The sequence below is a fragment of the Brevibacillus fluminis genome (assembly GCF_052072235.1).
Taxonomy (GTDB): domain Bacteria; phylum Bacillota; class Bacilli; order Brevibacillales; family Brevibacillaceae; genus Brevibacillus_D; species Brevibacillus_D fluminis_A.
Genome location: NZ_JBQGPY010000003.1, coordinates 1 through 7,441 on the forward strand (window position 1 = coordinate 1; position 7,441 = coordinate 7,441).

Annotated in this window: 10 protein-coding genes; all 10 read left to right on the plus strand. The window is 48.2% G+C overall.

The features are described from left to right. On the plus strand, positions 1 to 1,143 hold a 1,143-nt coding region (locus tag ACTID9_RS28675), incomplete at its 5' end, for a replication initiation factor domain-containing protein (protein ID WP_441072807.1). Between the two features lie 372 nt (positions 1,144 to 1,515). Continuing rightward, the gene (locus tag ACTID9_RS28680) at positions 1,516 to 1,806 is read left to right on the plus strand and encodes a hypothetical protein (RefSeq protein ID WP_441072809.1); all 291 of its coding nucleotides are present in this window, start codon (positions 1,516 to 1,518) and stop codon (positions 1,804 to 1,806) included. Between the two features lie 2 nt (positions 1,807 to 1,808). After that, positions 1,809 to 2,015: a hypothetical protein gene (locus tag ACTID9_RS28685; RefSeq protein WP_441072811.1), complete on the plus strand. Its 207-nt coding sequence runs from the start codon at positions 1,809 to 1,811 to the stop codon at positions 2,013 to 2,015. 229 nt (positions 2,016 to 2,244) lie between these two features. Then, on the plus strand, positions 2,245 to 3,657 hold the full coding sequence (locus ACTID9_RS28690) for a fibronectin type III domain-containing protein (protein ID WP_441072813.1): 1,413 nt from the start codon (positions 2,245 to 2,247) through the stop codon (positions 3,655 to 3,657). Next, positions 3,654 to 3,950 (plus strand): hypothetical protein, encoded by a 297-nt coding sequence (locus tag ACTID9_RS28695; protein WP_441072815.1) that lies wholly within the window; start codon positions 3,654 to 3,656, stop codon positions 3,948 to 3,950. The genes ACTID9_RS28690 and ACTID9_RS28695 overlap by 4 nt, the downstream gene beginning before the upstream one ends. A 79-nt stretch (positions 3,951 to 4,029) precedes the next feature. Then, positions 4,030 to 4,863: a hypothetical protein gene (locus ACTID9_RS28700; RefSeq protein ID WP_441072817.1), complete on the plus strand. Its 834-nt coding sequence runs from the start codon at positions 4,030 to 4,032 to the stop codon at positions 4,861 to 4,863. 11 nt (positions 4,864 to 4,874) lie between these two features. Further along, complete coding sequence (locus ACTID9_RS28705; protein ID WP_441072819.1) at positions 4,875 to 5,123, plus strand: hypothetical protein; 249 nt, start codon at positions 4,875 to 4,877, stop codon at positions 5,121 to 5,123. Continuing rightward, entirely contained in the window at positions 5,123 to 5,344 is a 222-nt protein-coding gene (locus tag ACTID9_RS28710) for a hypothetical protein (RefSeq protein ID WP_441072821.1), read from the plus strand. The genes ACTID9_RS28705 and ACTID9_RS28710 overlap by 1 nt, the downstream gene beginning before the upstream one ends. After that, positions 5,341 to 5,841 (plus strand): zonular occludens toxin domain-containing protein, encoded by a 501-nt coding sequence (locus ACTID9_RS28715; RefSeq protein ID WP_441072823.1) that lies wholly within the window; start codon positions 5,341 to 5,343, stop codon positions 5,839 to 5,841. Before ACTID9_RS28710 ends, ACTID9_RS28715 begins: the two co-directional genes overlap by 4 nt. Before the next feature lie 380 nt (positions 5,842 to 6,221). Further along, on the plus strand, positions 6,222 to 7,124 hold the full coding sequence (locus ACTID9_RS28720; RefSeq protein ID WP_441072825.1) for a DNA-binding protein: 903 nt from the start codon (positions 6,222 to 6,224) through the stop codon (positions 7,122 to 7,124). Positions 7,125 to 7,441 lie beyond the last annotated feature (317 nt).

Sequence of the window (7,441 nt, forward strand, 5' to 3'; positions counted from 1 at the left end):
ATGTCTGATTATAACGGTTCGTGGAACGATTGGGAAGTCGCAACTTCTGACAAAGATTTTTCTTTGGGAAATAATGCGGAAGCACCGTTAACCCCCATCTCTAACAGGGGGGTTATAAATACAAATGCCCCTGAGTTTAAAGAGGGGTTGAGCGCGCTTGTCGACTGGGTTTCTTGCACTTTGAAAGAGCCGAGATATGGCATACGGGAAATAATTGTCGCTTTTGGTCTTCCAGAAGAAAAATTCATCGAATGTGCTGGAAAAAAAGGGTGGGAATCTGGCCTATATTACGGCAATATGTTTTTCTACTGGGGAGGCAATGACCACTATCATTTCGAGTTTTCTGGTCAGGGCTGCCGTGAGTTTGAAGAGGCTTCGAGTGTTACTTGGCATGAATTGTTTGCGATGGCTCTGGATTTGAATGGGCATTTTACACGGCTTGATGTGGCGATCGATGATTTCAAAGGTTATTTTTCGATTGAGCAGCTGATTCGAATTTTGAAGAAGCGTCAGGTGCGGAGTCGGTTTAAAAAGGCACGGATCATGGAAGAGATCGACATTCATGACGAGGTCGATTACGGAAAAACAGTGTACCTTGGACGCCCGTCGTCAGAAATTCAGGTTCGTTTTTACGACAAACGCGAGGAACGAATCGGCAAGGGTTTCGAGGTTTTGGCCGCCCTGGAGTGTTGGAATCGAACAGAGATTCAGACTAGACGTGAGAGAGCAACAGTTCTGGCTGGAATTCTTTCGAATCGTGAGGGACAGATCGGCGAGGCGGTAGTCGGGATTTTGCGGAATTACATAGAGTTTCTGGTTAAGTCTCCATCAGATACGAACAAGGCACGTTGGAAAGTTCAGCCATGGTGGGAGAAGTTTTTGGGTGCAGCTGAGGTGCTAAAGCTGACGGTTAAGCCAGCTGAGAATACTTTGGTTAAAAAGCACAAGTGGGTGGACAACTCGGTTAAGAAAACGTTGGCACAGTTGGCTACAGCGTCGCATGATCAGTTTGGCGAAATCGTGATGAAACTCGTGAAAGAGGGATATGACCTTTTAACCGATCAAGATTTCGATTTCATCGAGCGTCATCATGATGTTTACTTGCAGCACGTTCGCGAGTGGTTGAAAGAAAACAGGGGATGACAATAAGGTATTACTGCAAAAAATGAGACTGACTGTCCTACTTGATAGTCGGTCTTTTTGTTATGCTAGAATACGTTCGTTTCAAAATGTCGATATTTGGGAGGGGATTATGCCTAGACCAAGGCTTCCAGAAGACGAGAAAAAGCAAACGTTGACGATTGGCCTAAAGGGAGCCACGATAAAAAAGTTAAGAGAACATGGTGATTACAGCAACCTAATCGAGCGCCTTTTGACAGATTATTTTAAAAAAATGGGGAAATAGAGAAAGTAGGACTTGCTAAATCTCCCATTTTTTTTTACGATTATTGTCGAACGAGTAATCTTAACTAAGAAAACCCGTTCCCACGAAAATAGGAAAGAGGGTAATGTTAAATGTCCATGGTATTGTGCGGAAAAGTAACAGGGCTGAAAAGAGGTACCCCGAAAGAGGGCAAAAAACTGTTTCACACGCTGAAAGTAGAAGTGGGGAATAAGGCGTACTATCCAATGTTTGAGGACGGAAGATTGAATCCTCAGAAAGATCAAGATATTACGCTCGTGTGCGATGTCAACGCCAATAAAAATGGATATTTGAATCTGTTTGTAGCTGGCTTTGTGGCGGATGAAATGATCATAGACCCAGAAGCACATATTGAGCGCTCATCGAGCTTTGATGACTTTTAAAGATGGATGAGACTACGACACCTGCTGTTGATTACTCGGCGCAGCTGGATACGATCATCCAGCAGCAAGCGCAGCTCATCGACTACCTCGATCACATGTACAAGCTGCAACACGCATTAGCGGACAATCAAAGTCTACTGACCGCGATTTGCGGCATAGGCGTTGTTTTTCTGGCGGTGATGCTGGGCGTATATATCGTAAGATGGTAGGGGAGGGGATTGCGTGGAAGAACTTTTGTTCACATTGATCACGATGGGATTTTTCAGCGCCATGTGGGTTCTGGTTCGATCATGGTTGAGAGAAGCAGGAGGTTCGGGGGGCGTGGATGATGGATATTGAACGCGCAGCCGAATGGTTTGGCGAAATTTTGCTGTTATCTCTTTTTGCTGGCTTTGTGATCGGCTGGTTAAAGCTCGTTCTTGAAGGCTTGGAAAGGAGGTGAAGAAAATTTTTGTAATCTTACGTCACCGCTATTTGTGGCTGATGGCTTTGCTCTTGTTCTCATTCACTTCACAGGCTGAGGCGGCAACGTTAAAACCAGTAATAAATCATGCTGTGATTGGTGGCTGGAGTACGCAAAGCGGATCGTCGAAAAATGCGACTGATGGCGATAATGCAACCTTAGTGGCATTTGGCGGAACGGGTAGTTATTCATGGGGAACACGAAAGCTGATTACCCAATATTTCCTATATACGTCAAACGGTACGATCAGGCTTGAGTTGTACGATGGTACTACTTTGACCTACTCGAAAACTTTTGCTTCTGGAAATACTGTCCCGACTGCGACTTATACGATTGATCCACCAGTCTACGCAACGAACATGAAGTTAGTCTCGACTTCTGGCAGCTGGTCGAATTTGGCTGAAATCGAATTGTATGAAGATCCGCCGCCGCCGCCGCCGTCTAATGTGACGATCAGCAAAGGAACGGTGACAGAAACAACTGTTGATTTGACCTTTTCTGCAACTGATGCATCAAGTATTGAGTTGTACAAGAACGGTGCAAAGCTTGTAACGTTTCCGGGCACGGCAACATCATACAAGGTCAGCGGGCTAACGGCTTCAACGTCATATGACTTTTACATCAAAGCTATAAACATAGTTGGTTCGGCGAATAGCTCAACGCTTACCGTAAGGACTAACGATCCGCCGCCACCACCGCCGCCGCCATCTAATGTGACGATTAAGGCAGATAGTGTCACGGAAGATACGGTGAATCTGTCTTTTACGGCAACTGGTGCAAGCAATATTGAGTTATATCGGAATGGCGTAAAGGTAGTAACGCTTGCTGGAGATACAACGACCTTTAAGGATGCGAATAAGCAACCGTCGACCAGTTACCAATACTACATTCGCGCGGTGAATACTGGTGGAGCGACAGCGAGTGAGATAATCACGGTCAAAACGCTTGATCCGCCGCCGCCAGTTTTGAGTGAGCTTTCGTACACTGCGACGACAACCAGTGCGACAGTCACTTGGAAAAATGGAAAAGCCCCGTTTACAGTTGTCTGGGCTGGTACCTCAACGACAACGAGCGAACGGAGCTTCAAAAAGGAAGGTCTGACGAAAAATACTTCCTATCCTGTAACAGTAACGGATAGCGATGGAGTGAGTCAATCGACCACTGTTAAAACACTGGTTAAGGACTTTTTGCAACCGCCAGTGCCGCCAGATAGCACGAACATCTTTCAGAGGATGGTCAACTCATTTGGTACAGCTGGTACATATGCGCTGGTTGTGATCGGTGCAGCGGTTTCACTTGGAATAATTGAATTCTCGGTATTTATATATGGCGCTTACTCAAAAAATGGCTGCGAGCAGCTAAATAATTGGAGGAATCAGGACATATGAAAAAGTTTCTGGATGCAGTAAAAAAACGTAGCAAAGCGGTAGCAAGTGCCGCATTTTTGATGGCTGCGACTTTGGTTTTCCAGCAGGGTGAATCACATGCGGCAGGTGCTACATTGACAGAGCCAACGATGCCAGACAGCACCAGCGTAATGCAGCGTATGGTTGACTCGTTCGGTACTGCAGGAACGTACGCGATCGTCGTGATCGGTGCAGCCGTTGCCTTGGGTATCATCGTAATCCTCGGCATGTACACGTGGCGCTTGCTCAAAAAATGGCTGTCCTCTGCCAAGTAATATGATGTTGGGCGCTCTCTTCAGCACAAGAGGAGAAGCAAAGAAGGGCCCAAGGCTAAAAAGGCGGCAGCCTTACGCCTTGGCCCTTTTGCTTTTCCTCGCTGTGCTACTGGTACCGAGTTTGAGTTTTGCTGCAACTGTTAAGCCACCTGTGCTGGTTGAAGCGGACTGGATAACAGGCGGTTTTATTGTGAAGTACGATCAAGCGATACCAGGCGCAACCTTGCGCTTGTACTTATCTACAGACTATAAGACTTATTCGGTGATCCGGACGTGGACAGCAGATGCAACTTCGGGCATCACGGAGATAAACGGACTCGACAACGGCGACACAATCTACTATTACGTGACGCAAGAGTTGGATGGGGTAGAGTCGGCACGAAGCAATATTCAAAAGCAGACGCCGCCTTACACGGTGTTTGTGATCAACTGGCCAGATATGCTGAACGATTTGCAGAACATGATGCAGAATTTTTTTACGCCGAGTCAAGCGGCGATCGACGGTCTGAAGGATGCGTTAAATAATCTTGCAGATAAGATGGGTGCGGGCGCGGCTGGTGCCGCTGGTTCGCAGATCGGCGGAGCGATCGGAGACGCAGCGAGCAACATGCCGCCGCCAATTGTGCCAAGCCCGGGCAGTAATCCTTATGGGGGAGGGGACACCGGAGGACAGCTGCCGAACAAAGGGGCAGACATTGGTAAGGGCAAATTGCCTGATTTGATGTCAGGGACTGATACTGATCTGACGTTCGTCGTGCCTATTACGCAGGGTGTGACGGTCAAGTTGTTCACGAAAGAGCAGATGGAGAAGTTCGGGTGGATAGCGATCATCAGGATTGTGGTAAACGCGATCATCTGGATAATGTTCGGGTTGTATCTGATCAATCGTTTTACGCCACATCTGAAGGCGTAGGAGGCGTTGTAGTGGACTTTTTGATAAATGGTATATCGGATGTGCTGAACACGATGGCAACGGCTTTGCCGGGGTTCTCGTGGGCACATGATCTTGCAGCCGATGTAGCGGCTTTGAAGCCGTATTTTGACAAGGCGAATGTGTTAATGCCGGTTGATACAGTTTTGATCGTTCTGGGTCTGTGGGTGGCGTTGCAGATCGTTCTGGCGGCTTACTACTGGATTACTCGGACAATCAATTTGATAAGGGGTGCAGGGTGATGGGGTATGTTGTGTGTTTCTTCATGGCGTTCTTCTTGGGACGTAAGTACCAAGAGCTTATGGACTTGATGATGGCGCGGCGGATCGCCAAGATGGTGAGCCAGTCGGAGCAGATCGCGAAGGAAAAGGCGGAATATGACCGGGCGGTTGCGCTTGATCGACGGTATCACAAGAAAATGTTCGAGGAAAAGAACGAGGAAGCGGAGGAAAAGGCGATATGATCGAGGCGTTTACAGGTTTACCGGGACAAGGGAAAACGTATCTCATGACACGGTTGGCGATGAAGAAAATGCGGAAAGGCCGCAAGGTCTATGCGAATTACCCTCTGAAAGGCGCGGAAAGATGGACACAGGTCACGGAGCTTTTTAATGTGAGAGACGCGGTCATTCTGATCGATGAGGCAGGTCTAGTAGCGCCAGCGGGATTCTGGAAGGATATTCCGTTCGAGGTTATGGCACATTGGCGTCAACACAGGCACAAAGGCGTTGACCTATGGTATACCGCGCAAAGTTTGAAGGACGTTGCCGTGCCGCTTCGCCGGGTCACGCAGTTCGAAAACAAGGTGCAGAAGATGGGGCCGCTGATCTGGTGGAAGTGCATCAATCCGCAAACAAGTGATAGGTTTGCAGGCGGTTTTACGATCTTTGACCAAGCGGTAGCAGATGCATATGACTCTTGGGCAGATGACGTTGAAAAACAAGTGTTTTTGAAGGGGTGAACGGATGCTGACACCGCGGGCTTCGATACTGCATCAGTTGGATATGGCGCGTATACAGGTGAAAAGTGGGCAGGTCCATATGGTTCTGTTTACGCTTAACCAGCTGGAAAGAGACTTGATCAAGAAGTTTGATCAAGAGCTTGGGATAAAGAAGTTGCCGACTTACTTGCACAAAGGAGGGATATAGATGCTTTTGGAAGCTTTCCTGTGTCTTGCTGTTATTACTTTTCAAGCTATCGCTGAGGTTTTCCGGGTAGTTTGACCGGGAAAGGAAAATTTTTTCGGAATTGTATCGTATCGTATTGTAATGTATCGTATTTTACTGTATAATAAAAATATGAAATACGAAATACAATACGATACGAAATGAGGATGAGAGCATGGCAAGACCAGGTGTAGGACGTGAAGAGATTTTGGCGGCAGCGGAGGCTATTTTTGCGGAAGGTAAGGAGCCGACACAGGTACTTGTGCGCGAGAGGCTCGGCGGTGGCAGTTTTACTACCATTAGCGCTGCGCTTAAAGACTGGAGGGCTGAGCGCAAGGCACCAGCTGCACCGATCCGCGAGACGGCACCAGAGGCACTCACAGAGCTTGTAGACCGTGTGTCGGGTGAGATATGGGCACTGGCACAGCAGATCGCCAATGAGCGTCTAAAAACAGAGCGCGAGGCAATGGAGGCTGTCCGGCAACAGATGGAGCAGCAGCAGCAAGAGGCAGCTGCGTTCGCTGATCGTCTTGTTGAGGAGGTCGAGCAGCAGCGCAACAAGATCGAAGAGCTGCAAACGTCGTTGCTTGGTGAGCAGGGCCAAAAAAATTTACTGAGTGACTTGTTGCAGCAAGTGCGCATGGATGAGGCTGTAGCGACAGCGCGCAACGATGAGTTGCAGCGTAGTTTGGAAGTTGCACATCGGGATATTAACCGTTTCACTACGCAGATCGACGAGCTCACGGAGTCGAACAGAGTGCAGCTTATGAGCATAGTAGAGTTGCAGACGCTTAACCAGTCTTTGCGCGATCAGCTTGACGAGGCTAAACGTGTCAGTGCAGCAGCTGCACAAGACCATGAGCGTTTCCGTGTTGACGCATATCGCCAGCGTGACCAGGCCAATGAAGAGTTGTCGATCGCGCAGATCGAGCAGGCGCGTCTGTCTGGTCAGGTAGAGATATTGCGTGATCGGGTCGTTCAGCTCCAAGAAGAAAACAAGCAGCTTGCGGACAAGTTGGCAAAACCAGCAGCTCGCAAGCGCCAGCAGGACAAGTCAGGACAGTCAGAGCAGGTTTAACAGCTTGCTCAATATGTAAAGTGGGATGCTGTGATCGGGGGCTGGGGTGGAACCCCAGTATAGGGGAGTGCTTGCACGAGCCGGTGCCGATTAATCTATCGATCGCTTAGCTGTTTGGTAGCTTCGCGGGTTGATAGTTTGGTTGGCACCGAAGTTGCGCTGCGCTCTAGGCGATTGTTTTGACTTGATAGAGGCTAAATACATCAAGAGTATAGGGCAAAGGAAGCCATGTTGAAAATTGGTATAAAAAAAAGCCTCCGTCTGGTAATCTAGTAGTTGTCGATGCTACTAAATTTAACCATAAGGAGACCTATCTC

Coding starts and splice junctions, on each gene's coding strand:
- ACTID9_RS28720 (WP_441072825.1), top strand. CDS start 6,222: ATGGCAAGACCAGGTGTAGGACGTGAAGAGATTTTGGCGGCAGCGGAG.
- ACTID9_RS28710 (WP_441072821.1), top strand. CDS start 5,123: ATGGGGTATGTTGTGTGTTTCTTCATGGCGTTCTTCTTGGGACGTAAG.
- ACTID9_RS28715 (WP_441072823.1), top strand. CDS start 5,341: ATGATCGAGGCGTTTACAGGTTTACCGGGACAAGGGAAAACGTATCTC.
- ACTID9_RS28680 (WP_441072809.1), top strand. CDS start 1,516: ATGTCCATGGTATTGTGCGGAAAAGTAACAGGGCTGAAAAGAGGTACC.
- ACTID9_RS28685 (WP_441072811.1), top strand. CDS start 1,809: ATGGATGAGACTACGACACCTGCTGTTGATTACTCGGCGCAGCTGGAT.
- ACTID9_RS28695 (WP_441072815.1), top strand. CDS start 3,654: ATGAAAAAGTTTCTGGATGCAGTAAAAAAACGTAGCAAAGCGGTAGCA.